Here is a 25414-nt window from a genome sequence, read left to right as displayed (position 1 = left end):
TGTCCCTAGGATTGTCGTTGGAACGACAACTGGACGTCAAAGTGCGGCCCTACGATCCGCGCACCGTGCAAACAAACGCCCTCACCTTTCCCCGCCTGCTGCTTGCGCATGCGCAAGCGCAGCCCGAGTCGCCCGCGGTGCGGGAGAAGGACCTCGGCATCTGGCAGACCTGGACCTGGCGCGCCGTGGCGCAGGAAGTGCGCGAGATCGCGTGCGGCCTCGCGAGCCTGGGCTTCCAATCCTTCGACAACCTCGCGATCGTCGGCGCCAACCGCCCGCACCTGTACATGGCGGTGGTCGCGGCGCAGAGCCTGCGCGGCGTGCCGGTGCCGCTGTACCAGGACGCGGTGGCCAACGAGATGGTGTTCATGCTCGACGACGCGGCCATCGACTTCGTGGTGGTCGAGGACCAGGAGCAGGTCGACAAGCTGCTCGAATGCCGCGACCTGCAGGCCGAGCGCGTGGCGCGCGGCGAGGGCCGCCAGGGCATCCGCCACATCATCTACGACGACCCGAAGGGCCTGCGCCACTACGACCAGCCCGGGCTGATCGGCTACGAGCAGTTGCGCGAGCTCGGCCGCGCCTACGACCAGGCGCATCCCGGCGTGTTCGACGCCGCGGTGGCCAGCGGCGAGGCCACCGACGTGGGCGTGATCCTCTACACCTCGGGCACCACCGGCCGCCCCAAGGGCGTGTGCCAGACGCATGCGAGCTTCATCGCGGCGGGCCGCGGCGGCGTGGAGACCGACAGGCTCGGCCCCGGCGACAACATCATGAGCTACCTGCCGATGGCCTGGGTCGGCGACCACCTGTTCTCGGTGGCGCAGTGGCTGGTGGGCGGCTTCACGCTCAACTGCCCCGAGTCGGCCGCCACGGTGATGAACGACATGCGCGAGATCGGCCCGAGCTACTACTTCGGTCCGCCGCGCACCTTCGAGGGCCTGCTCACCGCCGTCTCGATCCGCATGGAGGACGCGGCGGCTCCGAAGCGCTGGCTCTATGCGAAGTTCATGGCGCTCGCGCAGCGCGTGGGTGCCGACATCCTCAACGGCCAGCCCGTGGGCGCCGGCGACCGGCTGCTGTACGGCCTGGGCAACCTGCTGGTCTACGGCCCGCTGCGCAACGTGCTGGGCATGAGCCGCATCCGCGTGGCCTACACCGCGGGCGCGGCGATCGGGCCCGACCTGTTCCGCTTCTACCGCTCGATCGGCGTCAACCTCAAGCAGTTCTACGGCCAGACCGAGACCTGCGCCTATGTCTGCCTGCAGCAGGACGGCAAGGTCAAGCTGCAGACCGTGGGCACGGCCGCGCCGGGCATCGAACTCAAGATCGCCGACGACGGCGAGGTGCTGGTGCGCGGCGTCTCGGTGCTCAAGGAGTACTACAAGCGCCCCGACGCCACCGCCGAGGTGCTCGATGCGAACGGCTACTTCCACACCGGCGACGCCGGCGTGCTCGACAGCGAGGGCCACCTGCGCATCATCGACCGCGCCAAGGACGTGGGCCGGCTCGCGGGCGGCGCGATGTTCGCGCCCAACTACATCGAGAACAAGCTCAAGTTCTTCCCGCAGATCAAGGAAGCCGTGTGCTTCGGCCATGCGCGCGACGAGGTCAGTGCCTTCGTCAACATCGACTTCGAGGCCGTGGGCAACTGGGCCGAGCGCCGCGGCCTGGCCTACGGCGGCTACGTCGACCTGGCCGGCAAGCCCGAGGTGCTGGCGCTGATCGCCGAGTGCCTCGGCAAGGTCAATGCCGACCTGGCCGCGGAAGCCGGCATGGGCGAGACGCAGATCGCGCGCTTCCTGGTGCTGCACAAGGAGCTCGACCCCGACGACGACGAGCTGACCCGCACGCGCAAGGTGCGCCGCGGCTTCATCGCCGAGAAATACGCGGTGCTGGTCGAGGCGCTCTATGGCGGCAAGACCGAGCAGTTCATCGAGACCCAGGTGAAGTTCGAGGACGGCCGCACCGGCGCGGTGAGCGCGACCCTGAAGATCGTCGAGGCGAAGCGCTTCCCCGGCATGGCAAAGGCGGCCTGACATGGCAAGAAAAACCGGCGACGTCATCCTGGACGTGCAGAACATCTCCCTGAGCTTCGGCGGCGTGAAGGCGCTGACGGACATCAGCTTCAACGTGCGCGAGCACGAGGTGCGGGCCATCATCGGGCCCAACGGCGCGGGCAAGAGCTCGATGCTCAACTGCATCAACGGCGTGTACTGGCCCCAGCAGGGCTCGATCACCTTCCGCGGCCAGACCTTCAAGCACATGAACTCGCGCCAGGTGGCCGAGATGGGCGTGGCGCGCACCTTCCAGAATCTCGCGCTGTTCAAGGGCATGAGCGTGCTCGACAACATCATGACGGGGCGCAACCTCAAGATGAAGAGCGGCCTGCTCGCGCAGGCGCTGCGCTGGGGCCCGGCCGAGCGCGAGGAGCTCAAGCAGCGCGAGTTCGTCGAGCACATCGTCGACTTCCTCGAGATCCAGGCGCACCGCAAGACGCCGGTGGGCCGCCTGCCCTACGGCCTGCAGAAGCGCGTGGACCTGGGCCGCGCGCTCGCGATGGAGCCGCAGGTGCTGCTGCTCGACGAGCCGATGGCCGGCATGAACGTGGAGGAGAAGCAGGACATGAGCCGCTTCATCCTCGACGTGAACGACGAGTTCGGCACCACCATCGTGCTGATCGAGCACGACATGGGCGTGGTGATGGACATCTCCGACCGCGTGGTGGTGCTCGACTACGGCAAGAAGATCGGCGACGGCACGCCCGACGAAGTGCGCAACAACGAAGACGTGATCCGGGCGTACCTGGGCGTGGAGCATTGATATGGGCTTTTTTCTTGAGACCCTCTTCGGCGGCCTGATGGTCGGCATGCTCTATTCGCTGATAGCGATCGGCTTCGTGCTGATCTACAAGGCCTCGGGCGTGTTCAACTTCGCGCAGGGCGCGATGGTGCTGTTCGCGGCACTCGCGATGGCACGCTTCGCCGAATGGATCCCGCAGTGGCTGGGCTTCCAGAGCCTGATCCTCGCGAACATCCTGGCCTTCATCGCGGCGATGGCGATCATGGTGGTGGTGGCCTGGCTGATCGAGCGGCTCGCGCTCAGCAAGCTCGTGAACCAGGAGGGCATCACGCTGCTGATGGCCACGCTGGGCATCGCCTACTTCCTCGACGGCCTGGGCCAGACGCTGTTCGGCAACGACATCTACAAGATCGACGTCGGCATGCCGAAGGAACCGCTGATGGTGCTCGAGAGCACCTTCCAGGGCGGCCTGCTGCTGAGCCAGGAGGACCTGATCGCGGCGCTGGTGGCGGCCGCGCTGGTGGTGGTGCTCGCGATCTTCTTCCAGAAGACCGCCACCGGCCGCGCGCTGCGCGCCGTGGCCGACGACCACCAGGCGGCGCAGTCGATCGGCATTCCGCTCAACCGCATCTGGGTGATCGTGTGGTCGGTGGCCGGCTTCTCGGCGCTGGTGGCCGGGATCATCTGGGGCTCCAAGCTCGGCGTGCAGTTCTCGCTCTCGCTGGTGGCGCTCAAGGCACTGCCGGTGGTGATCCTCGGCGGCCTGACCTCGATCCCGGGCGCGATCATCGGCGGCCTTTTGATCGGCGTGGGCGAGAAGCTCTCGGAGATCTACCTCGGGCCGATGCTCGGCGGCGGCATCGAGATCTGGTTCGCCTATGTGCTGGCGCTCGTGTTCCTGCTGGTGCGGCCGCAAGGGCTCTTCGGCGAAAAAATCATCGATCGGGTCTGAGACATGTTCTACAGGGAAAACGGCCAGTTCAAGTCGACCTACCGCGCCGATCAGCAGATCTTCCCGATCCTGCAGGACCGCGTGGCGATCCTGGCGCTGCTCGCGGTGGCCTTCATCGCGGTGCCGCTGGGCGTGTCGGACTACTGGATGCGCGCCATCCTCACGCCCTTCCTGATCCTGTCGCTCGCGGCCATAGGCCTCAACGTGCTGGTGGGCTACTGCGGCCAGATCTCGCTGGGCACCGGCGCGTTCATGGCGGTGGGCGCCTACGCGGCCTACAACTTCCACGTGCGCATCGACGGCATGCCGCTGATCGCATCGCTGCTGCTGGGCGGCCTGTGCGCCACGGTGATCGGCGTGCTGTTCGGCATCCCGAGCCTGCGCATCAAGGGGCTGTACCTCGCGGTCGCCACGCTGGCGGCGCAGTTCTTCACCGACTGGGCCTTCCTGCGCATCCAGTGGTTCACCAACAACTCCTCGTCGGGTTCGGTCAGCGTGGCGGGCCTCAACGTGTTCGGCATCCCGATCGAGTCGCCGGTGCAGAAGTACCTGTTCTGCCTCGCGCTGGTGGTGATCTTCGCGCTGCTCGCGAAGAACCTGGTGCGCAGCGCGATCGGCCGCGAGTGGATGGCGATGCGCGACATGGACGTGGCGGCCGCGGTGATCGGCATCCGCCCGGTCTACGCCAAGCTCACGGCCTTCGCGGTCAGCAGCTTCATCGTCGGCGTGGCCGGCGCGCTGTGGGGCTTCGTGCACCTGGGGGCCTGGGAGCCTGCGGCCTTCAGCATCGACCGCTCGTTCCAGCTGCTGTTCATGGTGATCATCGGCGGCCTCGGCTCGATCATGGGCTGCTTCTTCGGCGCCGCCTTCATCGTGCTGCTGCCGCTGCTGTTGAACCAGCTGCCGGGCTGGCTGGGCTTCTCGATCTCGACCGCCCTGGCCTCGCACCTCGAATACATGATCTTCGGCGCGCTCATCGTTTTCTTCCTGATCGTGGAACCGCACGGCCTCGCGCGGCTGTGGTCCACGGCCAAGGAGAAGCTGCGGCTGTGGCCCTTCCCCCATTGAGCTTTTCAAGCGTTTTTTCGGCGTTGACAACCCGGCACCGCGGTGCCCCCAAAAAGGAGACAGGCATGAAACTGAAATCGCTCGCTCTGACCGCCGCCCTGGTGGCCGGCACCCTCGGCACCGCGCTGGCGCCCTCGCTCGCACAGGCACAGGCCAAGGAGCAGTTCTTCCCGCTGCTGGTCTATCGCACCGGCCCCTATGCGCCCAACGGCACGCCCTGGGCCAACGGCAAGCAGGACTACCTGAAGCTGGTGAATGCGCAAGGCGGCATCAACGGCGTGAAGATCTCGTACGAGGAGTGCGAGACCGGCTACGCCACCGACAAGGGCGTGGAATGCTACGAGCGCCTCAAGGGCCGCCCGGGCGTCGCGCTGTTCGACCCGCAGGCCACCGGCATCACCTTCGCGCTGACCGACAAGGTGCTGACCGACAAGATCCCGCTGATCACGCTGGGCTACGGCCTCGCGGCCTCGCAGGACGGCGGCGTGTTCAAGTGGAACTTCCCGCTGATGGGCAGCTACTGGACCGCGGCCGACATCCTGATCCAGCACATCGGCAAGAAGGAAGGCGGCCTCGACAAGCTCAAGGGCAAGAAGATCGCGCTGGTCTATCACGACTCGCCGTTCGGCAAGGAACCGATCCCGCTGCTGCAGGAGCGCGCGAAGCAGAACGGCTTCGAGCTCTCGCTGATCCCCGTGACCGCGCCCGGCGTCGAGCAGAAGTCGGCCTGGCTGCAGGTGCGCCAGCAGCGTCCCGACTACGTGCTGCTGTGGGGCTGGGGCGTGATGAACTCCACCGCGCTCAAGGAAGCCGTGGCCACGGGCTACCCGCGCGAGAAGATGTACGGCGTGTGGTGGGCCGGCGCCGAGCCCGACGTGAAGGACGTGGGCGCGAATGCCAAGGGCTACAACGCGCTGGCGCTCAACACCTCGGGCACGCAGCCCAAGGTGATCCAGGACATCCTCAAGCAGGTGCACGAGAAGGGCCAGGGCACGGGTCCGAAGGACGAGGTGGGCTCGGTCCTCTACACGCGCGGCGTGATCATCCAGATGCTGTCGGTCGAGGCCGTGCGCCGCGCGCAGGAGCGCTTCGGCAAGGGCAAGGTCATGACCGGCGACCAGGTGCGCTGGGGCTTCGAGAACCTCGCGCTCGACCAGAAGAAGCTCGACGCGCTGGGCTTCTCGGGCGTGATGCGTCCGGTGAGCACCTCGTGCCAGGACCACATGGGCTCGACCTGGGCGCGCGTCCACACCTGGGACGGCGCGCAGTGGGGCGGCATGTCGGACTGGTACCAGGCCGACGAGCAGATCATCAAGCCGATGGCGAAGGCCGCGGCCGACAAGTACGCGACCGAGAAGAAGCTGACGCGTCGCGACGCGGCCGACTGCCAGAGCTGACGCTCTGGCAGGTGCCAGGGACTGACGGCACCCTCCCCCTACCCCCTCCCGCCAGGCGGAAGGGGGCCTGCCTCCCCTTCATGGGAAGGCGGCATCCGCAAGCGCAGCGTCTCGTTCCACGTGCGCTTGCGGATGTCCGAAAGAACACCATGAGCCAACCCAACATCCTTCTCGACGTCAACGGCATCGAGGTCATCTACAACCACGTGATCCTGGTGCTCAAGGGCGTGTCGCTGAGCGTGCCCGAGGGCGGGATCGTGGCGCTGCTGGGCGGCAACGGCGCGGGCAAGACGACGACGCTGCGCGCGGTGAGCAACCTGCTGGCGGGCGAGCGCGGCGCGGTCACCAAGGGCACGATCGAATTGCGCGGCGAGCGCATCGAGGCGCTGTCGCCGGCCGAGCTGGTCAAGCGCGGGCTGATCCAGGTGATGGAAGGCCGCCACTGCTTCGCGCACCTGACCATCGAGGAGAACCTGATGACGGGCGCCTACACGCGCACCGACGGCAAGGCCGCGGTGCAGCAGACGCTCGAGAAGGTCTATGCCTACTTCCCGCGCCTGAAGACGCGGCGCACCTCGCAGGCGGCCTACACCTCGGGCGGCGAGCAGCAGATGTGCGCGATCGGCCGCGCGCTGATGGCCAACCCGACGATGGTGCTGCTCGACGAGCCCTCGATGGGCCTGGCGCCGCAGATCGTGGAAGAGGTGTTCGAGATCGTGAAGGACCTCAACACCAAGGAACGCGTGACCTTCCTGCTGGCCGAGCAGAACACCAACATGGCGCTGCGCTACGCCGACTACGGCTACATCCTCGAGAACGGCCGCATCGTGATGGACGGCGCGGCGCAGAGCCTGCGCGAGAACGAGGACGTGAAGGAGTTCTACCTCGGCGTGGGGGGGGCGGATCGCAAGAGCTTCCGGGATGTGAAGAGCTACAAGCGGCGCAAGAGGTGGCTGGCTTGATGTTCTTTCCTGCCGTCTGTGCTGTCCCTGCCGTCTACGGGTGGGGGTGGGCTCGCGCCGACGGGGTACTCCCCTCCGCGAATGTCCCCCGCCTTCGGCTCCTCCTTTATTTCGCTGCGGGGAGTACCCCATCGACGCGAGCCGGGACGCAATCGCTGTTGAACCGCCGGCACCACCGCAGCGCCCACGTGCACAGGGCAGTGGGTGCTTCCCGCAGCGAAATAAAGGAGGAGCCCGAAGGGCGGGGGACATTCGCGGAGGGAAGTACCCGCTGTCCTGTGCACGCGCCCCGGACGCCCCTCTCGAAGCAAGACAGCAGAAATCCGAATTGAACAGATTGAAGGGTACGGACATGACCGACCACTACGACGCACTAGAGATCCGCGACCCTGCCGAACGCGAACGCGACCTGCTGGCCGCGCTGCCCCGACAGATCACCCAGGCCCAGACCGCCGCACCCGCCCTCTCGAAGATCCTCGACGGCATCACGGCCGCCGACGTCACCACGCGCGAGGCCCTCGCCAAGCTGCCGGTCACGCGCAAGTCGGAACTGCTCGAACTGCAGAAGCAAGGCCGCGAGAACGATCCCTTCGGTGGCTTCTCGGCCATTGCGCGCGGCACCCGCATGCCGCGCATATTCGCGAGCCCCGGCACCATCTACGAACCCGAGGGCGAGGCGCGCGACTACTGGCGCACCGCGCGCGCGCTGCATGCCGCGGGCTTTCGAAGCGGCGAGCTGATCCACAACAGCTTCAGTTATCACATGACACCGGCCGGCTCCATCATGGAGAGCGGCGCGCGCGCCGTCGGTTGTACCGTGTTCGCGGGCGGCACCGGCCAGACCGAACAGCAGCTCGAGGCCATGGTCGACCTCAAGCCCGAAGGGTATGCCGGCACCCCGAGTTTTCTCAAGATCCTGCTCGAGAAGGCCGAGGAGAAGGGCCAGAAGCTGCCCTGGCTCACCAAGGCCCTGGTCTCGGGCGAGGCCTTCCCGCCGAGCCTGCACGACTGGATCGCCGCGCGTGGCGTGAAGGGCACCCAGTGCTATGCCACCGCCGACCTCGGCCTCATCGCCTACGAGACCAGTGCGCGCGAAGGCCTGGTGCTCGACGAGGGCGTGCTGGTCGAGATCGTGCGGCCCGGCACCGGCGACCCCGTGCCCGACGGCGAGGTCGGCGAGATCGTCGTGACCACCTTCAACCCCGACTATCCGCTGGTGCGCTTCGGCACCGGCGATCTCTCGGCCGTGCTCGCGGGCACCTGCCCTACCGGCCGCACCAACAAGCGCATCAAGGGCTGGCTCGGCCGCGCCGACCAGACCACCAAGGTGCGCGGCATGTTCGTGCATCCCTCGCAGGTGGCCGAGATCGCGCGGCGCTTTCCCGAGATCCAGCGCGCGCGGCTCGTCGTGTCGGGCGAGATGGGCGACGACCAGATGAACTTCCGGCTCGAATGCGCGGGCGCGCCCGAGGGCCTGGTGGTGCGCATCGCCGAGGCCGTGCGCGAGGTGACGAAGCTGCGCGGCACCATCGAGCTGGTGGCGCCCGGCAGCCTGCCGAACGACGGCAAGGTGATCGAGGACGCGCGCAGCTACAAGTAGCGACGGTACAGCCGGCGCGTCATGGCACGCGCCAGCAGCACCGTGAGCGCCGCGTAGAGCGCGATCAGCACGGCCATGAAGCCGGCCATCGCGCCGATGCCCTGCAGCGCCTTGATGGCGCCCACCGCGAGCGCGAACCACAGGAACGCGAAGACGATGCAGCCGAGCTGCACCAGCACGAAGCTCAGCAACGCGGCTGATACCGCGCGGAACGGCCGCACCGGCCACAGGCCCGGGCGCGTGCCCAGCCAGCCGCCCCAGAGGGCGAGCGCGCCGGCCACGACCGGCGGCAGGGCCCAGGTCAGCAGCAGTGCCCAGGGCCCGCCATCTTGCGAGGCACCGGCCCAGCGCGCCACGGCGAGCGCGCTCCAGACCTGCAGCGACGCGAACAGCCCGCCCACCAGCAGCGCCACCGCCGCGCGCGGCGAGGCTCCGGCCGGCACCGTCGAGACTTCATCGGGTGCGCGCGCATCGAGCGCCTCGGCCGTTGCGGAGCGGCTGCGGCGCAGCGCGAAGCGAGCCGCGAGCCAGAGGCCCAGCACCAGTACCGCGAGCTGCACCAGCGACTGCAGCAGCGCCGCGAGTCCCAGACTCAGCCGTGGCACCGCGCCGCCCAGCAACTCGGCATAGCGCCCGCCCGGCATGAACATCAGCTGCAGCTCGTAGAACAGCGGCGTGAGCGCGAGGTGGTTGAGCACCAGCACCAGCAGCCAGGCACCGCCGAAACGCAGCCGCGCGCCGCTCGACAGCGCCACCCGCGGCACGCCCAGCCGTTCGAGCGCGTGGCGGCCATGGCTCCAGGCCAGGCCACCGATCAAGGCCCACGACATCGCCGTGCTCGCGACCAGCAGGATCCACACGCCGGCCTGCGCATAGGCGCGGCGGATCTGCGCCGCATCGTCGGTGCCCGGCAGCAGCAGCATCGACAGGTTGAGCGCCAGCAGCACGGCATCGAGGCCGACCGCGATCAGCGCGAAGTCGCGCGGCAGGCGCAGCGCGCGGGCATGGGCGGGATCGGCGGTCGTCATCGGTCGGTACGTCGTGTCGCTGAAAATGGCAGTCGACACGAGCGTATCGGAGGACGGCGGGACCGCCGTGTAGGCTCAGTGCGCGAGTGCGGGCTCCCGCGCGGCGGGTTCGGGGCCCACGTAGACCGACTGCGGCCGGATCAGCCGCCCCTTCTGCACCTGCTCGCGCGCATGCGCGAGCCAGCCCGCGGTGCGACCGGCCGCGAACACGCAGGTGAAGCTCTCGCGGCCGAAGCCCAGCGCCTCGAGCAGCAGCGCCGTGTAGAACTCGACGTTGGTCTCGAGCGGCCGGTCGGGCTTCTTCTCGCGCAGGATCGCGAGCGCGGCCTGCTCGGCGGCCTCGGCCAGCGCGAAGCGCGCGGCATCGACCCCGCCCTCGGCGCTGAGCCGCTTCAGCGCGCCCTTGAGCGCATCGGCGCGCGGATCGCGCACCCGATAGATGCGATGGCCGAAGCCCATGAGGCGCTGGCCCTCGGCCACGGCCGCCTCGAGCCAGGCACGGGCCCGCTCGGCGCTGCCGATGGCGTCGAGCGCATCGAGCACCGGCCCGGGCGCGCCGCCATGCAGCGGCCCCTTCAGCGCGCTGATGCCCGCGAGCACCGCCGAGGCCAGGCCCGCGCCCGTGGACGCCACCACGCGCGCCGCGAAGGTCGAGGCATTGAGGCCGTGGTCGCAGACGGTGACGAGGTAGGTGTCGAGCGCCGCCGCCTGCGCGGCCGTGGGCGCGCGGCCATGCAGCATGCGCAGCATGTCGGCCGCGTGGCCCAGGCCTTCGTCGGGCGCGAGCGCCGGCACGCCGAGCCGCCAGCGCATCACCGCGCCGGTGTAGACCGCCGGGCCCGCGAGCAGGCGCAGCGCGGTCGCGAGGTCGTCGCCGTCGGGCAACCGCGCGAGCAGCGCGCGCACGGCCTCGATCGCCGGCAGGCGGCGCAGCTGCGCCTCGTCGCCGGGCTGCAGCCGTTCGAAGGCCTCGCGCCGCGCGCGCCCCAGCGCGACGCGCAGGCTGGCGGCATCGGGTGCGCGTTCGAAGAAGCCTTCGAACAGCGCGGCCGCCACGTCCTCGAACTGCCAGCGGCGCGCGATCTCGTCGAGCGTGTGGCCGCGGATCACCAGCCGGCCCGCCGCGCCATCCACCTCCGACAGCACGGTGTGCGCCGCCACCACGCTTTCGAGTCCATCGTCGTTCATCGTTTCATGCTCCATTCGTGTTCACGATGCGGACGATTCTGGCGCCGCTAACATTGACGTCAATCTTGATCCATTTCGTCAACATGACCCGTTCCTCGCCCTGGCTTCCCGCCGCCGAAGCGCTCGCCCTGATGCAGGTGCGGCCCCAGACGCTCTATGCCGGCGTGAGCCGCGGCCGCATCCGCGCCAAGCCCGATGCCGCCGACCCGCGGCGCAGCCTCTACCACCGCGACGACGTGCAGCGGCTCGCGGCGCGCGCGCAGGGGCGGCGCAGCAGCGAGGCGGTGGCGAGCGAGGCGATCCAGTGGGGCGAGCCGGTGCTGCCCTCGGCCGTGTCGACCGTGTCCGGCGGGCGGCTCTGGTACCGCGGGCAGGATGCGTGCGCGCTGTCGATCCAGGCCACGCTCGAGGACGTGGCGGGCCTGCTGTGGGAATGCGCGCCGCCGCGCCTGTCTGTCGATGAAGCCACCGCGCGCGACGGCATGCCGCCGCTGCAGGCGGGCCTGCGCGCGCTCGCCATGCGCGCGGCGGTCGACCCGCCCTCGCGCGGCCGCTCGCCGCAGGCCCTGCGCGCCGAGGCTGCCGAGGTGGTGGGCACGCTGGCCGATGCGCTGATCGGCAAGGTGCCCGCGAGCGCCGCCGCGCAGCCGCTGCATGCGCGCCTCGCCGCGGCCTGGCGCCGGCCGCGCGCCGCTGCGCAACTGCGCCGCGCGCTGGTGCTGCTGGCCGACCACGAACTCAATGCCTCGACCTTCGCGGCGCGCGTGACGGCCTCCACCGGCGCCTCGCTCGCGGCCTGCCTGTTGACCGGCCTCGCAACGCTGACCGGCCCGCTGCATGGCGGCGCGGCGCGCGCGGTGCAGGCGCTGGTGCGGCAAGCCGAGCAGTCGAGCGCCGACGCGGCCGCGCGCGAGTGGCTCGCGCACGACCGGCCGCTCGCGGCCTTCGGCCATCCGCTCTATCCGGCCGGCGACGTGCGCTGCGCCGCGCTGCTCGAGGAGCTCGAACTGCCGCCGGCCTTCGCGGCGCTGCGCGAGGCCGGCGAGCGCCTGGTGGGAGAGCCCGTCAACATCGACTTCGCGCTGGCCGCGCTCGCGGCCGTGCACGAGCTGCCGGCCGATGCGCCGCTGGTGCTGTTCGCGCTCGCGCGCAGCGTGGGCTGGACCGCGCACGTGCTCGAGCAGGCGGCCACGGGGCACCTGATACGGCCAAGGGCGCGCTACACCGGGCCGGCGGTCTCAGTCGACTGAAGCCCCCTCCAACCCGTTCACGCTGAGCCTGTCGAAGCGCCGCGCGAGGCTTCGACAAGCTCAGCCCGAACGGTAGTTGCCGGACTCAGTGATGCTGCAGCGCCGCCTCGTGCGCCAGCTCGAACAAGCGCACCATCTCGCGGTTGAAGGCCGGCAGGTCGTCGGGCTTGCGGCTGGTCACCAGCTCATGGTCGACCACGACCTCCTGGTCGCTCCAGCGCGCGCCCGCGTTGCGCAGGTCCGCGCGCAGCGAGGGCCACGAGGTCATGCGCCGGTCCTTCACGCCGCCGGCATCGATCAGGGTCCAGGGTCCGTGGCAGATCGCAGCGATCGGCTTGCCGGCCTCGACGAAGGCGCGCACGAACGCGACCGCCTTCTCGTCGATGCGCAGGGCATCGGGATTGACGACGCCGCCGGGCAGCAGCAGCGCATCGAAGTCGTCGGGGTTCGCGGTCTTGAGCGGCACGTCGACCTCGAAGGTGTCGGCCGGGTCGTGATGCTTCCAGCCGCGCACGCTGCCGTCGAGCGGCGAGACGACCTGCGTCTTCGCGCCCGCGGACTCCAGCGCCTTGCGCGGCTCGGTCATCTCGACCTGCTCGAAGCCGTCCGACACGAGGATCGCGACCGTCATTCCGTCCAGTGAAGAGGTGGTGATGGTGGGCATGGTGAATCACTCCTTGGGTGGGTTTCTCGAGGCAATGAAACTTCACCCTAGGCCCGTGCCACGCATGCCGCATCGGCCGGCGCCGGCCGCCGTTGTCGGACAGTTCGACGGCCGGCAACCTCCGCTTACTTGTCGAGACCGGCGAGACAGACGTACTTGACCTCGAGGAAATCGTCGAGCCCGTACTTCGAGCCCTCGCGCCCCAGCCCCGACTGCTTGACGCCGCCGAACGGCGCCTCGGCGGTCGACACCAGGCCGGTGTTGACGCCCACGATGCCCGACTCCAGCGACTCGGCCACGCGCATGATGCGGCCGATGTCGCGGCTGTAGAAATACGCGGCGAGGCCGAACTCGGTGTCGTTGGCCGCGGCGATGGCCTCCTCCTCGGTGTCGAAGGCGAAGATCGGCGCCAGCGGGCCGAAGGTCTCCTCGCGCGCGAACAGCATGTCGGCGCTGGCACCGCCGATCACGGTGGGCTCGTAGAACAGGCCGCCGAGCGCATGGCGCTTGCCGCCGGCCAGCACCTGGCCGCCCTTGGCCACGGCATCGGCCACGTGCTCCTCGATCTTCTCGACCGCCTTGGCATCGATCAGCGGGCCCTGGTTGACGCCGGCCTCGGTGCCGTCGCCGACCTTGAGCGCCTTGACCTTGGCCACCAGCTTCTGCGTGAAGGCCTCGAGCACGCCGCGCTGCACGTAGAGGCGGTTGGCGCAGACGCAGGTCTGGCCGGTGTTGCGGTACTTCGAGACCATCGCGCCCTCGACGGCCGCGTCGATGTCGGCATCGTCGAACACGATGAAGGGCGCGTTGCCGCCGAGCTCGAGCGAGAGCTTCTTGATGGTGTCGGCCGACTGCTTCATCAGCGTGCGGCCGACCTCGGTGGAGCCGGTGAAGCTGAGCTTGCGCACGATCGGGCTGCGCGTCATCTCGCCGCCGATCTTGCTGGCCGAGCCGGTGAGCACCGACAGCAGGCCCTTGGGCACGCCCGCGCGCTCGGCCAGTTCGGCGAAGGCCAGCGCCGAGTACGGCGTCTGCGTGGCGGGCTTGACCACCATCGCGCAGCCCGCGGCCAGCGCGGGGCCGGCCTTGCGCGTGAGCATGGCGGCCGGGAAGTTCCAGGGCGTGATCGCGGCCGTCACGCCCACGGGCTGCTTGAGCGCGAGGATGCGGCGGTCGGCCTGCGGCGCGGGAATGGTGTCGCCGTAGACGCGGCGCGCCTCCTCGGCGAACCACTCGATGAACGAGGCGGCATAGGCGACCTCGCCGCGGCTCTCGGCCAGCGGCTTGCCCTGCTCGGTGGTCATGATCAGCGCGAGGTCGTCGACGTTGGCCAGCATCAGGTCGTTGAGCTTGCGCAGGATCGCCGAGCGCTCCTTGGCGGGCAGCCTGGCCCAGCCCTTCTGGGCCTTCTCGGCGGCCGCGATGGCACGCTCGGTCTCGGCCGTGCCGCACATCGGCACGCTGCCGATGGTCTCGCCGTTGGCGGGGTTGGTCACCGCGACGGTGGTGCCGTCGTCGGCATCGATCCAGGCGCCGGCAACATAGGCCTGCTGGCGCAGCAGGGTCGGGTCTTTGAGTCGAAGGGCGGGCATCGGGCAGGGTCTCCGGGTCGTCGTTGCTGAAAGGGGAAACGACGAGGGGACCACGCCCGGGCCCGGGCCGCAAGCCGTGCGCGCCAAATCCGCGCGTGCGGCTCGGGTTTGGCGACGCCTACTTGCAGCTCGCGGGCAGCGCCTTCTCGGCCAGGCCCTCGCCCGCGCCGCAGGTCCAGCGCAGGCCGTTGCCCGAGGGCGCGGGCTCCATCAGCAGCGTGCCGCGCGCGGTCTGCACCTCGACCACCATGGTGTCGCTGTCGAGCCGCAGCGCGGTGCCGTCGGGCAGGGTCTCGGGCAGCCCCGCGGCCTCGAGGCTCTCGGGGATCTCCTCCTTCTCGCGGTAGTACTCGGCGAGCGCGAGGCGCACCGGCGCACCGTTGGCCCAGGCCTGCGCGACCACCGCGCGCGACTGGTAGTCCTGGTAGGCGGGCAGCGCCACCGCGGCCAGGATGCCGATCACGGCGACCGTCACCAGGATGCCGAGCGCGCCGCCGCCGGCGCGGCCCGCGTAGGGCACGAACAGGCCCAGCAGGTAGGCCGCGGGATTGCGCTCGGGCAGTCGCGCGGCCGGGTCGATGGCACGCGCCACGCGCTTGGTGAGCCAGGGGTAGCCGCCGACCACTTCGTGGAACGAGCCCCAGAAGCCGGCATTGGCGCGCGACTGCGCCGCATAGGCGTTCATGTCGACGTTGCGCCACTGGTGCGCGCCGGCGGCCAGCGCGAGCAGCGCGCGCGGCGCGGAATCGAGTTGCTCGCAGCAGGCGGCACCGTGCAGGTCGCAGGTGTATTCCTTGGCGCGCGCATAGGCCGCGCCCAGCAGCGGCAGCCACAGCACCGGCGCGCGCCAGAAATGGCCCGTGAGGTGCTTGCGCCGGATGTGGCCGAGCTCGTGGCCGATGTAGAAGTTGATGCCGTCGGGTTGCGGCTCCATCGCGTCGACCACGTCCGACAGCAGGATCACGAAGTCGCGCCCGAGGAAGCGGGTGGCGAAGGCGTTGAACATGCCGTCGCCGTGCAGCAGGTAGGCCTCGGGCGGCGTGGCGATGCCGAGCCGGGCGCAGCAGGCCTCGAAGCGCGCGTTGAGCTCGGGCAGCTGGGTCGGCGAGAGCTTCACGCCGGTGCCCTTGATCCAGGCGATCAGCGCCGAGTGCGCGAAGCAGTAGCCGATGAAGCCCATCAGCAGGTAGAGCAGCAGGATGCCGAAGGTGCCCACCAGCAGGGCCAGCCAGACCAGCAGGCCGAGCACGAGCGTGATCGCGCCGAGCGTGCGCTCGCGCGGATAGACCAGAGGATCCATGTGTGTTTTCCCTTCTTTTGTCGCGGCCCGGCGGGCCGCACCGTCGTTGCGGCATGCGCGCCCCCCATGGCGCGTCTCCCAGGGAAACATCATGCCCGAGCAGCGCGGCGCAACGATGGCGCCCCTCCTTCCGCAGGAGCCTCTGCCCGCATCGCCGTGTGGACTAGGGCTTGTGGGGATTCGTCAGGGCATGGTCAGCCTTTAAGATCGCGCCCGCTTTCAATTTCCCTTCATTCCTTTTTCCTCTTCCGGGGGTCCTCTCCATGAAAAAACTGCTAGCCCTGACGGCGATCGCCGCTGTTGCCATCGGCGCCCACGCCCAGGACTACCCGAGCGGCAAGCCCATCAGCATCGTGGTGCCCTTCGCCGCCGGCGGCCCCACCGACCGCGTCGCGCGCGACCTGGCCGAGGCGCTGCGCAAGCCGCTCGGCGGCGCCAGCGTGGTGATCGACAACGTGCCCGGCGCCGGCAGCTCGATCGGCGCGGCCAAGGTGGCGCGCGCGGCACCGGACGGCTACACGCTGCTGCTCAACCACATCGCGATGTCGACCATCCCGACGCTGGTGCGCAACGTGCCGTTCAAGGTCGAGAGCGACTTCGAGTACCTGGGCATCATCAACGACGTGCCGATGACGCTGATCGCCAAGCCCAGCCTGCCGGCCAACAACTACAAGGAACTGACCGACTGGATCGGCGCCAACAAGGGCAAGATCAACCTCGGCAACGCGGGCGTGGGCTCGGCCTCGCACCTGTGCGGCCTGCTCTACCAGAGCGCGATGAAGACCGAGATGACGCCCGTGCCCTACAAGGGAACGGCGCCGGCCATCACCGACCTGATCGGCGGCCAGATCGACCTGCTGTGCGACCAGACCACCAACACCTCGCCGCAGATCGAGGGCAAGAAGGTCAAGGCCTATGCCGTGACCACGCCCAAGCGCCTGACGGTGCCGCTGCTCAAGGACCTGCCCACGCTGCAGGAGTCGGGCCTGAAGGACTTCCAGGTCACGATCTGGCACGGCCTGTACGCGCCCAAGGGCACGCCGGCACCGGTGCTGAAGAAGCTCAACGACGCGCTGAAGGTCGCGCTCAAGGACCCCGACTTCCTGAAGAAGGAAGAAGCGCTGGGCGCCGTGGTGGCGGTCGACGGCCGCATCGAGCCCGATGGCCACAAGAAGTTCGTGCAGGCCGAGATCGCCAAGTGGAGCCCGATCATCAAGGCCGCGGGCGTGTACGCCGACTGATCGATCGCGTCGCTCGCATCAACGACGAAGCCGCCGGCCCTCGCGGGCCCGGCGGCTTTTTTCATGGGCCGCGGAGCGCGGCCCGGCCGGTTCACTTGGGCCGGATCGCGTCGGCCGTGCCCTGGATGAAGGCCTTGATGCTCTCGATGTCGTCGGCCGAGAGCTTGCCCGTGAAGTCGGGCATGCCGCGCGCCATCGCCGGGCCCTTGAGCACGAACTTGTCGAGGTTCTCGATGTACGCGGAATCGAGGTAGCCGAGGTTCGGGATGTTGCCGCCGCGGTCCACGCCCGGCACGCCGTGGCAGAAGACGCAGTTGCTGACGTAGAGCATGGTGCCGGCCTGGACCTTGGCCGGGTCGTACTTCACGCCCTGCACCAGCTTGCTCATGCGGTACTGCACGAAGTCCGGCATCTTGGCGGTGCCGCCGACCGCAAAGGTGTAGACGGTGCCCGGGCCCTGGCGCTCGGTGGCGCGCTGCGCGAGGCCGTAGACGCCGCCCCAGCCCACGGCCACCGACACGTACTGCTTGCCGTCGACCATGTAGGTGGCGGGCGCGGCGACCACGCCGGTGCCGGTGGGCGTCTCCCAGAGCTTGTCGCCGTTGCGCGCGTCGTAGGCCACGAGCCGGCCGTCGGCCGTGCCCTGGAACACCAGGTTGCCCGCGGTGGTCAGGGTGCCGCCGTTCCAGGGCGACGCATAGTCCACGCCCCAGGCCTCCTTCTGCTTCACCGGATCCCAGGCCACGAGGCGGCCGAAGGGCTTGCTGGTGGGCGGCTCGACGTTGGCGAACTTGCCGGTGTTCCAGCCCAGCGCGGCATGCGGGCGGCCCGGTGCGTTCTGGTCGAACTTCCAGTCCTTGTCGTCCATCAGGTTCAGCGGCACGTGCTGCGCGGGCAGGTAGGCCAGGCCGGTCTGCGGATTGAAGGACATCGGGTGCCAGTTGTGCGCGCCGAAGGGGCCGGGGATGCTGTCGCCGGGCTTCTCGTTCTGGCGCGCGGCGGCGATCTCGATCGGGCGGCCGTTCTTGTCGAAGCCGGTGGCCCAGTTGACCTCGACGAAGTTCTTCGCCGAGATGAACTTGCCGTTGGTGCGGTCGATGACGAAGAAGAAACCGTTCTTCGGCGCATGCAGCACCACCTTGCGCTGCTTGCCGTCGACCTTGATGTTGGCCAGGATCATCGGCTGCGTGGAGGTGTAGTCCCAGTTGTCGCCGGGCGTCTCCTGGTAGTGCCAGACGTACTTGCCGGTGTCGGGATTGAGCGCGACCACCGAGCCCAGGTAGAGGTTGTCGCCGCCCTTGGGGCTGCGCGCCTTATGGGCCCAGGGCGAGCCGTTGCCGGTGCCGATGTACATCAGGTTGAGCTCGGGATCGAAGGCCATCGAGTCCCACACGGTGCCGCCGCCGCCGGCCTCCCAGTACTTGCCGTCGGGGTCCCAGGTCCTGGCGGCGCGCGCCATGGCCTCGTTCTCGAAGGGCTTGGCCGGATCGCCGGGCACGGTGAACCAGCGCCACTTCTGTTCGCCGCTGGCCGCGTCGTAGGCCGTGATGTAGCCGCGCACGCCGTACTCGGCGCCGCCGTTGCCGATGATCACCTTGCCCTTGAACACGCGCGGCGCGCCGGTGATGGTGTAGCTGCCCTTCTGGCCCTCGATGGTGTTCTTCTCCCAGAGCTTGCGGCCGCTGGCGGCATCGAGCGCGATCAGGCGGCCGTCGTAGGCGCCCACGTAGACCTTGCCCTCGTACAACGCAACGCCTCGGTTCACCACGTCGCAGCAGCCCCTGAAGCCTTTGGACTTATCGACCTCGGGATCGAAGGTCCACAGCTTCTGGCCGGTGCGCGTGTCGATCGCATGCACCACGCTCCACGAGGCCGTGACGTACATGATGCCGTCGACCACCAGCGGCGTGGCCTCGACGCCGCGCGTGGACTGCAGGTCGTAGGACCAGACCAGGCCGAGCTGCTTCACGTTGCCCGCGTTCACCTGGTCGAGCTTGCTGAAGCGGGTCTCGGCGTAGTCCAGGCCGATGCTGGGCCAGTCGGGCGTCTGCTTCTGCGCCGCGTTGGCGCGGATGAAGCTGCCGTTGACACGCTGGGCGGCGGCGGCGGCACGGTCCTGCGGCGAGGGCCCGCTGCCCTGCGCCGCGGCGATCGATGCGGCCGCGAACAGCCATGCGGCGGCCAGCGCCGGCAGCCCGGAGGAATTCCTTCTTCTCGTCATCGTGGGTCTCCTTGTGCCCAGAGAATCGTCCGAGCGGCGCATGCGTTCACCTTCGGGATTTCCCCGATCCGGTGCTGTTCCATTGCGGAACACATTCGATGCTGGTCCCCGGTCCCCCACGGAGGCGATGGCACATGACCCTCGACAGGCTGGGCACGGCGAACGCGCCGCGCCAACTCTTCGCCACCACGCCGGCGCAGCGCGTGGCGCTCGCGCGGCAGCAGTTCTTCGAGGAAGGCGTGCGGCCCTCGGGCCTCGTCGGCGAGGCGGTGCTGCAGTCGTGGATGCGCTGCAGCCGCACCCACAGCGACCGCCAGCGCATCGTGCCCTTCGACCCCGTGACGCCGAGCCGGCTGCACGCCACGCTGGCGCGCAACCGCGAGCTGCTCGAGGTGGCGCGCCAGGAGCTCGCGAGCATGGAGCACTCGCTCGCGGGCACCGACTGCCGCGTGATCCTCACCGACCGCGACGGCGTGGTGGTGCACGTCACGCACGAGCCCGCACCCGCGCACCAGCCGGTGCTGCGCAAGACCGCGCGCGTGGGCGTGAACATCTCCGAGCGCGTGGTGGGCACCACCGCGCCCGGCATCGTCGCGAGCACCGGGCTGGCCTGCACGGTCGACGGCGCCGAGCACTACTTCGACGTGCTGCGCGAGATGCAGTGCGCCGCGGCGCCGATCCGCGACGTCGACGGCCGGCTCGCGGGCGTGCTCGACCTCACGGTGGAGGCGCAGCGCTTCGGCTTCGACGCGGCCTCGATGGTCGCGGTCTATGCGACCACGATCGAGAACCGCCTGCTGCAGGCGCAGTCGCGCGAGCACCTGATCCTGCGCTTCCAGGCCAGCCCCACGCTGCTGGGCACGCCGCTCGAGGGGCTGGCCGGCATCGCGGCCGACGGCACCATCGCCTGGCTCAACGGCGCGGGCGCGCGGCTGATCGGCCACCTGCCCGAGCATGCCGACGAGCGCGGCGTCGAATGCCTGCTGGGCCACGACCTCGCGAGCCTGCTGCGGCTGGGCCGGCGCGAGTCGGCACAGCCGCTGCGGCTGGCCAGCGGGCTCGGCGTGTGGGTGCAGGCGCAACTGCAGGGTGCGAACGGCATCGACTTCCGGCATGCGGTGGCGCTGCCGCAGCGCGTCGAGGTGCCGGCGCCCGCGCAGGAGCCGGTGCAGCAGATGCAGCAGGAGGACGCAACCGTGTTGCAGTCCGCCGATGCGCCGGCCATGCCGCAGGCGGGCACGCTGCGCGAGCACAGCCGCAAGCTGATCGAGGAGACGCTGGCCGCGCACGGCGGCAACGTGTCGCAGGCGGCGCGGCAGCTGCGCGTGTCGCGCGGCACGCTGTACCGGCGCCTGCGCAGCTGGGAGCAAGGGACCGACGAGCCGGGAGAAAGCTAGCTCACTCGCCCTCGCGGCCCGAGCCCGCCTCCACCGGCTGCGATTCGAGCAGCACGCAGATCGCGCGCACCTGCTGCTCGATGATCTTCGCCACCTCGGCGCGGCGCGCCGGTCCCATGCGGCTGGAGATCGCGGCCACGCTCACGGCCGCGATCGGGTTGTCGGGCGGAAAGGCGACGCCGATGGCGGCCGCGCCCGGCGTGGCCGCGCTGTCGAGGAACGAATGGCCCTGCGCGCGCGTCTGCGCGATGGCTTCGCGCAGGAAGCCCGGCGCGAAGGCGGCGCCGAACTTCGCATAGCGCGCCTCGTTGGAGGCCACGATCAGTTCGGCTTCGGCCTCGGGCAGCGCGCTGAGGATCGCGAGGCCGCCGGCGCCCACGCCCATCGGCCGGCGGATGCCGACGTCGAGCGTCAGCGCCTTGATCGGGTAGGCACCGAGCGCGCGGCTGGTGCAGATCGATTCGGGGCCGCGCCGCTCACTGAGGTAGACCGTGTCCTGCGTGAGTTCGGCGATGGTGCGCAGCGCCGGCTCGCAGAGTTCGCTCAGGTGGTAGCGCGGCTGGGCCAGCATGCCGAGCTCGTGCAGCAGCGGCCCCAGGTGGTACTTGCGCGTGAGCAGGTCGCGCACCAGCAGGCCCTCGACCTCGAGCCGCTGCAGCATGCGAAAGCAGGTCGACATCGGCAGGCCGCTCAAGTTCACGACATCGGCGATGCGCATGCCGCGCCGCCCGCGCGAGGCCACCACGCGCAGCATGCCCACCACGCGCTCGATGCTCTGCGTGCCCGAGCGAGCGCCGCTGGCGGTCGGCGGCGGGGCGGGCTTGGCGGTGGTTCGGCGTTTAGTTTCCACGATGCGGCAGTAATTCGGGTTGCTCCCCAATAGGGAAGAAGTTGGCTCGACTGTAATCGGTTGATCGAAATACAAGAACTGCCACATCGTGGAAGTCGAAAGCCGAACAAGATGCCCCAGACGATGACCGAGAAGATCCTGGCCCGCGCCGCCGGCAGACCGCGCGTGGTGCCCGGCGAGGAGATCACCGCGCGGCCCGATTTCGTGATCGCCTACGACTTCCCGGGCTACACCGACGTGTTCTTCAAGGAGACGCGCGAGGACTTCGGCATCGAGAAGGTGTCGAGCCCCGAGCGCTTCGTGCTGTTCATCGACCACATGGTGCCGGCCACCGCGCCGAAGGAAGAGGAACTGCACAAGATCACCCGCGCCTGGGGCAAGGAACAGGGCGTGCCGGTGCACGAGCGCGAGGGCATCGGCCACCAGGTCGCGGCCGAGCTCGGCTACGCCACGCCGGGCGCCTTCGCCGTGCACTTCGACGGCCACGTGAGCCAGCTCGGCGCCTTCGGCACCTTCGCCTTCGGCGCGCGCAAGGGCGTGCTCGAGTCCTTCGTGACCGAGACGCTGACCCTGACCGTGCCCGCGACCGTGAAGGTCGAACTCACGGGCACGCTGCAGCCCGGCGTGATGGCGCGCGACGTGTTCCATCACATGGTGCGCGTGATGGGCCCGGCCTCCTGCCGCTTCAAGGTGGTGGAACTCTGCGGCCCGGTGATCGACGCCATGAGCATCGAGGGCCGCCAGACGCTCTGCGGCCAGGCCATGTTCCTGGGCGCGACCACGATGCTGATCGCGCCCGATGCGAAGACGCTGGCCTACGTGCAGGGCCGCTCGAAGATCGCGCTCGATCCGGTCTACCCCGATGCCGATGCGACGTACGAAAGCGTGGTGACGATCGACGTCTCGACGCTCGAGCCCATCGTCGTGATACCGCCGAGCCCCGCCAACACGCGCGACCTCAAGGACTACACCGGCGTGGAGGTGCACACCGGCTACCTGGGCTCGTGCGCCAGCGGCCGGCTCGAGGACCTGCGCATCGCGGCCGAGGTGCTGCGCGGGCGCCGCATCCAGCCGGGCTTCCAGCTGCACGTGGTGCCGACCTCCAAGGCCATCATGGCGGCGGCCGCGCGCGAGGGGCTGATCGAGGTGCTGGTCGAGGCCGGCGCCTTCATCAGTTCGCCGAGCTGCGACTACTGTTTCGGCCGCATCGCGACCATGAGCGACGGCCAGCGCGCCGTGTCCACCGGCACGCTCAACACGCCCGGGCGCATGGGCAGCGTGGATTCGGAGATCTACATCTGCAACGCGGCCGTGGTCGCGGCCTCCGCGCTCGAGGGCCGCATCGCCGATCCGCGGCCCTACCTGGCGGCGGCGCGCGAAGGAGTCGCGGCATGAGCCTCGTGAACCTGCGCGGCCGCGCGGCCTGGGTCTTCGAGGAAGACGACTACGACATCGACCTGATCGTCGGCGTGCGCAACATCAAGATCACCGACGTGAAGGAACTGGCCGCGCTGGCCATGACCGACTACGTGCCCGGCTTCGCGGCGAGCGTGAAGAAGGGCGACCTGCTGGTCGGCGGCCACAACTTCGGCTACGGCCATCCGCACTACCCGGCCATGCGCGCCATGCGGCACCTGGGCATCGCGGCGGTGATCGCCGAATCCTTCTCGCCGGGCTTCTTCCGCGGCGAGATCAGCATGGGCTTTCCGCTCGTGAGCTGCCCGGGTATCCGCGCGGCCACGGCGCGCGGCGACGAGCTGACGGTCGACTGGGACACGAACGAGGTGAGGAACCTGCGCTCGGGCCAGACCTTGATGCTGCAGCCCTTCTCCGAATCCGAGCGCGGCATGCTCGACGCGGGCGGACTCATCCCCTACCTGAAGCGCCGCGTGATCCCCGCGAGCTGAGCCCTCTTTCTCTTCCTTTGCAGTGAGTTCATGGCGCAGCGCCCATGTCGGGTCGCCACGCCCTTTTTCTGGAGACACACGATGACTTCATCCCGCCAGGCGCTGCGCCAGCGCATCACCCACGGCCCGACGCTCTGGTTCGGCGGCGCGCAGGACGCGCTGTCGGCCCTGCTGGTCGACCAGTCCGAGTTCGACGGCATCTTCAGCACCGGCTTCGGCGTCTCGGCCGCGCTGCTGGGCCAGCCCGACATGGAGCTCTACACGCTGAGCGAGAACGTCGCCACCGTGAACCGCATGGCGAACGTGGTGCGCAAGCCGATCTTCGTCGACGCCGACACGGGCTACGGCAGCGTGCTCAACGTGGGCCGGGCCGTGCGCGAGTTCGAGAAGGCCGGCGCCGCGGCGCTGCAGCTCGAGGACCAGGTCAGCCCCAAGCGCTGCCCGGCCGCGGCGGCGCCCTCCACGCTGGTGTCCATCGACGACGCGGTGGCGCGCATCAAGGCGGCGCTCGATGCGCGCCTCGACCCCGACCTGCTGATCGTCGCGCGCACCGATGCCCAGGACCCGGGCGAGGCGCTCGAGCGCGCCGCGCGCTATGCCGAGGCCGGCGCCGACCTGATCCAGCCGATCTCGCGCACCTTCGAGCGCCACGAGCAGCTGGTGCAGCTGCGCGAGGCCTGCGGCCGCCGGCTGTCGCTGATGCTGATGGCCGGCACCTGGATGACGGCGCTGACGCGCGAACAGATCGAGAGCGTGGCGGCCTTCGCGAGCTATCCGATCGCGGGCCTGCTGACCACCGTGCACACGGTGCAGGCCAACCTGCGCGAACTGGCGCGCCGCCGCTCGGGCGATTTCGCCGACCTGCCCTTCGCGCAGACCTCGATGGCCGACTTCAAGCACATCATCGGCTGGCATGCGCTCGAGGAGCGGCAGGCGCACTACGAGGTCCGCTGAGCCGGCCCCACCCGTTTTCCCACCAGAAGAATCAGGAGCACACGTGCGTACCCTCACCCTCATCGGCCGTGTCCTCACGGCGGGATCCCTGGCCCTGGGCCTGGGCGGCGCCGCCCTGGCGCAGGACGCGGCCTATCCGACCAAGCCGATCCGCCTGGTCGTTCCCTACCCGCCGGGCGGCGCCACCGACGTGGCCGCGCGCATGCTGGGCCCGCGCCTGCAGGAGGAGCTGGGCCAGACCGTGCTGGTCGACAACCGGCCCGGCGCGGGCGGCAACATCGCCATGGTCAACGTGGTGCAGAGCCCGCCCGACGGCTACACGCTGGCGGTGACGCTCACGGGCATGCTGTCGATCAACCCGGTCATCTACAAGAAGGCGGGCTTCCAGGCCTCGGACTTCGTGCCGGTCGCGCGCGTGTCGCTGGCGCCGCTGCTGCTGGTGGTGCCCGAGAAGTCACCGTACAAGAACGTGCAGGAGCTGCTGGCCGCGGGCAGGAAGGCCGGCAAGGGCGGCATGCCCTACGGCTCGGCCGGCGCGGGCGGGCTCTCGCACCTGGCGTCGGAAGCCTTCAACGCCAACGCCGACGGCAACTTCACGCACGTGCCCTACAAGGGCGGCGCGCCGCTGGTGCAGGCGCTGATGGCCAACGAAGTGAGCTGGGGCCTGCTGGGCACGGGCGACGTGCGCAGCTTCATCCAGTCGGGCAAGCTCAAGGCCATCGGCCAGCTGCGCAACGGCCGCTCCGAGCTGTGGCCCGAGGTACCGACCCTGACCGAGCAGGGCGTGCCCGGCGGCGTGGACTTCGACGTCTGGTTCGGCGTGGTCGCGCCCGCGAAGACGCCGCCCGCGGTGGTCAAGCTGCTCGGCGAGAAGATTGCCAAGATCACGGCCGAGCCGGCCTTCCGCAAGCGGCTCAACGACCTCGGCGGCGTGGCGCCCGCGACCGGCAACACGCCCGAGGCCTTCGCCGAGGTGCTCAAGCGCGAACTCGCGATCCTGCCGAAGGCGGCGCAGGACGCGGGCCTGCAGCTCGATTGAGT

The 25414-nt window shown here is 69.7% G+C and carries 21 protein-coding genes; 14 read left to right on the top strand and 7 right to left on the bottom strand.

The window, feature by feature from the left end:
* The first annotated feature begins 65 nt into the window (after positions 1–65).
* From BM109_RS15760 to BM109_RS15730, 7 genes are all read left to right on the top strand, one after another.
* Entirely contained in the window at positions 66–2039 is a 1974-nt protein-coding gene (locus BM109_RS15760; protein ID WP_093344192.1) for an AMP-dependent synthetase/ligase, read from the top strand.
* Between the two features lies 1 nt (position 2040).
* Positions 2041–2823 carry an ABC transporter ATP-binding protein gene (locus BM109_RS15755; RefSeq protein WP_093344128.1) on the top strand — a complete coding sequence of 261 codons (783 nt, stop codon included), beginning with the start codon at positions 2041–2043 and terminating at the stop codon, positions 2821–2823.
* Between the two features lies 1 nt (position 2824).
* Positions 2825–3754 carry a branched-chain amino acid ABC transporter permease gene (locus BM109_RS15750; protein ID WP_093344126.1) on the top strand — a complete coding sequence of 310 codons (930 nt, stop codon included), beginning with the start codon at positions 2825–2827 and terminating at the stop codon, positions 3752–3754.
* A gap of 3 nt (positions 3755–3757) precedes the next feature.
* Positions 3758–4822 carry a branched-chain amino acid ABC transporter permease gene (locus tag BM109_RS15745; protein WP_057597141.1) on the top strand — a complete coding sequence of 355 codons (1065 nt, stop codon included), beginning with the start codon at positions 3758–3760 and terminating at the stop codon, positions 4820–4822.
* A 65-nt stretch (positions 4823–4887) separates the two neighbouring features.
* Positions 4888–6219, top strand: a complete 1332-nt coding sequence (locus BM109_RS15740; protein ID WP_093344125.1) for an ABC transporter substrate-binding protein — start codon at positions 4888–4890, stop codon at positions 6217–6219.
* Positions 6220–6368: 149 nt separating this feature from the next.
* On the top strand, positions 6369–7181 hold the full coding sequence (locus BM109_RS15735) for an ABC transporter ATP-binding protein (RefSeq protein ID WP_093344123.1): 813 nt from the start codon (positions 6369–6371) through the stop codon (positions 7179–7181).
* Between the two features lie 352 nt (positions 7182–7533).
* A complete protein-coding gene (locus tag BM109_RS15730) occupies positions 7534–8781 on the top strand; it encodes a phenylacetate--CoA ligase family protein (protein WP_093344121.1) in 1248 nt (415 codons plus the stop codon).
* On the opposite strand, the gene BM109_RS15725 is transcribed toward BM109_RS15730, so the two are convergent.
* A complete protein-coding gene (locus BM109_RS15725; RefSeq protein ID WP_093344119.1) occupies positions 8772–9809 on the bottom strand; it encodes a hypothetical protein in 1038 nt (345 codons plus the stop codon). The two genes, BM109_RS15730 and BM109_RS15725, sit on opposite strands and share 10 nt — an antisense overlap.
* A gap of 75 nt (positions 9810–9884) precedes the next feature.
* Positions 9885–10997, bottom strand: a complete 1113-nt coding sequence (locus BM109_RS15720; RefSeq protein ID WP_093344189.1) for a citrate synthase/methylcitrate synthase — start codon at positions 10995–10997, stop codon at positions 9885–9887.
* An 83-nt stretch (positions 10998–11080) separates the two neighbouring features.
* Here BM109_RS15720 and BM109_RS15715 point away from each other — a divergent pair, with 83 nt between their 5' ends.
* Entirely contained in the window at positions 11081–12247 is a 1167-nt protein-coding gene (locus BM109_RS15715; protein WP_093344190.1) for a citrate synthase, read from the top strand.
* Positions 12248–12332: 85 nt separating this feature from the next.
* Here BM109_RS15715 and BM109_RS15710 read toward each other — a convergent pair whose 3' ends face one another.
* The 3 genes from BM109_RS15710 to BM109_RS15700 form a co-directional block, all read right to left on the bottom strand.
* Positions 12333–12911 carry a type 1 glutamine amidotransferase domain-containing protein gene (locus tag BM109_RS15710; RefSeq protein WP_093344118.1) on the bottom strand — a complete coding sequence of 193 codons (579 nt, stop codon included), beginning with the start codon at positions 12909–12911 and terminating at the stop codon, positions 12333–12335.
* Between the two features lie 125 nt (positions 12912–13036).
* On the bottom strand, positions 13037–14503 hold the full coding sequence (locus tag BM109_RS15705) for an NAD-dependent succinate-semialdehyde dehydrogenase (RefSeq protein WP_093344116.1): 1467 nt from the start codon (positions 14501–14503) through the stop codon (positions 13037–13039).
* Between the two features lie 118 nt (positions 14504–14621).
* Complete coding sequence (locus BM109_RS15700; protein ID WP_093344114.1) at positions 14622–15803, bottom strand: M48 family metalloprotease; 1182 nt, start codon at positions 15801–15803, stop codon at positions 14622–14624.
* Positions 15804–16066: 263 nt separating this feature from the next.
* Between BM109_RS15700 and BM109_RS15695 the strand changes: the two genes are divergently transcribed.
* Positions 16067–17044, top strand: a complete 978-nt coding sequence (locus BM109_RS15695; protein WP_093344113.1) for a tripartite tricarboxylate transporter substrate-binding protein — start codon at positions 16067–16069, stop codon at positions 17042–17044.
* A 91-nt stretch (positions 17045–17135) separates the two neighbouring features.
* On the opposite strand, the gene BM109_RS15690 is transcribed toward BM109_RS15695, so the two are convergent.
* Positions 17136–19265: a PQQ-dependent dehydrogenase, methanol/ethanol family gene (locus BM109_RS15690; protein ID WP_093344111.1), complete on the bottom strand. Its 2130-nt coding sequence runs from the start codon at positions 19263–19265 to the stop codon at positions 17136–17138.
* Positions 19266–19399: 134 nt separating this feature from the next.
* On the opposite strand from BM109_RS15690, the gene BM109_RS15685 reads away from it, so the two are divergent.
* Positions 19400–20662, top strand: coding sequence for a helix-turn-helix domain-containing protein (locus BM109_RS15685; RefSeq protein WP_093344110.1), 1263 nt, complete (start codon positions 19400–19402; stop codon positions 20660–20662).
* 1 nt (position 20663) lies between these two features.
* On the opposite strand, the gene BM109_RS15680 is transcribed toward BM109_RS15685, so the two are convergent.
* Positions 20664–21512 (bottom strand): IclR family transcriptional regulator, encoded by an 849-nt coding sequence (locus BM109_RS15680; protein WP_093344109.1) that lies wholly within the window; start codon positions 21510–21512, stop codon positions 20664–20666.
* A gap of 123 nt (positions 21513–21635) precedes the next feature.
* Here BM109_RS15680 and BM109_RS15675 point away from each other — a divergent pair, with 123 nt between their 5' ends.
* From BM109_RS15675 to BM109_RS15660, 4 genes are all read left to right on the top strand, one after another.
* Complete coding sequence (locus BM109_RS15675; RefSeq protein ID WP_256222595.1) at positions 21636–22907, top strand: 3-isopropylmalate dehydratase large subunit; 1272 nt, start codon at positions 21636–21638, stop codon at positions 22905–22907.
* Complete coding sequence (locus tag BM109_RS15670; RefSeq protein WP_093344106.1) at positions 22904–23419, top strand: LeuD/DmdB family oxidoreductase small subunit; 516 nt, start codon at positions 22904–22906, stop codon at positions 23417–23419. Before BM109_RS15675 ends, BM109_RS15670 begins: the two co-directional genes overlap by 4 nt.
* 81 nt (positions 23420–23500) lie before the next feature.
* Positions 23501–24373, top strand: a complete 873-nt coding sequence (locus BM109_RS15665; RefSeq protein WP_093344104.1) for an isocitrate lyase/PEP mutase family protein — start codon at positions 23501–23503, stop codon at positions 24371–24373.
* A gap of 43 nt (positions 24374–24416) precedes the next feature.
* Positions 24417–25412, top strand: a complete 996-nt coding sequence (locus BM109_RS15660) for a Bug family tripartite tricarboxylate transporter substrate binding protein (protein ID WP_093344103.1) — start codon at positions 24417–24419, stop codon at positions 25410–25412.
* Positions 25413–25414 lie beyond the last annotated feature (2 nt).

The organism is Variovorax sp. PDC80 (assembly GCF_900115375.1).
Lineage (GTDB): Bacteria > Pseudomonadota > Gammaproteobacteria > Burkholderiales > Burkholderiaceae_C > Variovorax.
This window is presented reverse-complemented; position numbering and strand designations above follow the sequence as displayed.

What these genes read in the sequence shown, in the direction of transcription:
- BM109_RS15740 (WP_093344125.1), top strand. Translation starts at nt 4,888, where the DNA reads ATGAAACTGAAATCGCTCGCTCTGACCGCCGCCCTGGTGGCCGGCACC.
- BM109_RS15695 (WP_093344113.1), top strand. Translation starts at nt 16,067, where the DNA reads ATGAAAAAACTGCTAGCCCTGACGGCGATCGCCGCTGTTGCCATCGGC.
- BM109_RS15670 (WP_093344106.1), top strand. Translation starts at nt 22,904, where the DNA reads ATGAGCCTCGTGAACCTGCGCGGCCGCGCGGCCTGGGTCTTCGAGGAA.
- BM109_RS15725 (WP_093344119.1), bottom strand. Translation starts at nt 9,809, where the DNA reads ATGACGACCGCCGATCCCGCCCATGCCCGCGCGCTGCGCCTGCCGCGC.
- BM109_RS15710 (WP_093344118.1), bottom strand. Translation starts at nt 12,911, where the DNA reads ATGCCCACCATCACCACCTCTTCACTGGACGGAATGACGGTCGCGATC.
- BM109_RS15675 (WP_256222595.1), top strand. Translation starts at nt 21,636, where the DNA reads ATGACCGAGAAGATCCTGGCCCGCGCCGCCGGCAGACCGCGCGTGGTG.
- BM109_RS15730 (WP_093344121.1), top strand. Translation starts at nt 7,534, where the DNA reads ATGACCGACCACTACGACGCACTAGAGATCCGCGACCCTGCCGAACGC.
- BM109_RS15665 (WP_093344104.1), top strand. Translation starts at nt 23,501, where the DNA reads ATGACTTCATCCCGCCAGGCGCTGCGCCAGCGCATCACCCACGGCCCG.
- BM109_RS15745 (WP_057597141.1), top strand. Translation starts at nt 3,758, where the DNA reads ATGTTCTACAGGGAAAACGGCCAGTTCAAGTCGACCTACCGCGCCGAT.
- BM109_RS15720 (WP_093344189.1), bottom strand. Translation starts at nt 10,997, where the DNA reads ATGAACGACGATGGACTCGAAAGCGTGGTGGCGGCGCACACCGTGCTG.
- BM109_RS15700 (WP_093344114.1), bottom strand. Translation starts at nt 15,803, where the DNA reads ATGGATCCTCTGGTCTATCCGCGCGAGCGCACGCTCGGCGCGATCACG.
- BM109_RS15690 (WP_093344111.1), bottom strand. Translation starts at nt 19,265, where the DNA reads ATGACGAGAAGAAGGAATTCCTCCGGGCTGCCGGCGCTGGCCGCCGCA.
- BM109_RS15715 (WP_093344190.1), top strand. Translation starts at nt 11,081, where the DNA reads ATGACCCGTTCCTCGCCCTGGCTTCCCGCCGCCGAAGCGCTCGCCCTG.
- BM109_RS15755 (WP_093344128.1), top strand. Translation starts at nt 2,041, where the DNA reads ATGGCAAGAAAAACCGGCGACGTCATCCTGGACGTGCAGAACATCTCC.
- BM109_RS15705 (WP_093344116.1), bottom strand. Translation starts at nt 14,503, where the DNA reads ATGCCCGCCCTTCGACTCAAAGACCCGACCCTGCTGCGCCAGCAGGCC.
- BM109_RS15735 (WP_093344123.1), top strand. Translation starts at nt 6,369, where the DNA reads ATGAGCCAACCCAACATCCTTCTCGACGTCAACGGCATCGAGGTCATC.
- BM109_RS15685 (WP_093344110.1), top strand. Translation starts at nt 19,400, where the DNA reads ATGACCCTCGACAGGCTGGGCACGGCGAACGCGCCGCGCCAACTCTTC.
- BM109_RS15750 (WP_093344126.1), top strand. Translation starts at nt 2,825, where the DNA reads ATGGGCTTTTTTCTTGAGACCCTCTTCGGCGGCCTGATGGTCGGCATG.